Here is a 406-nt window from a genome sequence, read left to right as displayed (position 1 = left end):
CTGATCCTCACCTTGAGCAGCTTGACCGAGTTGAGGAACACCAGGATGTCAGGCCCGAGATGGATGATTGCTGCCTGTATCGGGCCGATCCAGCCCAACAGGGCTGCCGAAATACCCAGCACATGCACCACGCCCACCCCCACGAGCAGGTTCTCCTGCACTGTGCGGTACGCCTTGCGCGCAATGGCACGGGCTGCGGCAATCTTGACCAGGTCGTCGGTCATGAGCGCACTGTCCGCAGCTTCCAGGGCTGCCTGCGTACCCCCGCCCCCCATGGCGATGCCTACGTCGGCTCGTGCCAATGCGGGCGCATCGTTGACGCCATCGCCCACCATGGCAACCCGGTAGCCCCGGCTTTGAAACTCCGCAATCGCTTTGACCTTGTCCTGCGGCATGAGATCGGATC

1 protein-coding gene is annotated in these 406 nt (G+C 63.1%); it reads right to left on the bottom strand.

What is annotated here, in order from left to right; genetic code table 11:
- Positions 1-395 (bottom strand): HAD-IC family P-type ATPase (locus FJV41_RS57600; RefSeq protein WP_246137948.1); only part of this gene is annotated, 395 nt, incomplete at its 3' end.
- Positions 396-406 lie beyond the last annotated feature (11 nt).

The sequence above is a fragment of the Myxococcus llanfairpwllgwyngyllgogerychwyrndrobwllllantysiliogogogochensis genome, assembly GCF_006636215.1.
Taxonomy (GTDB): Bacteria; Myxococcota; Myxococcia; order Myxococcales; family Myxococcaceae; genus Myxococcus; species Myxococcus llanfairpwllgwyngyllgogerychwyrndrobwllllantysiliogogogochensis.
The sequence above is the reverse complement of the archived record's forward strand: the minus strand, read 5'-3'. Positions and strand labels throughout refer to the sequence as shown.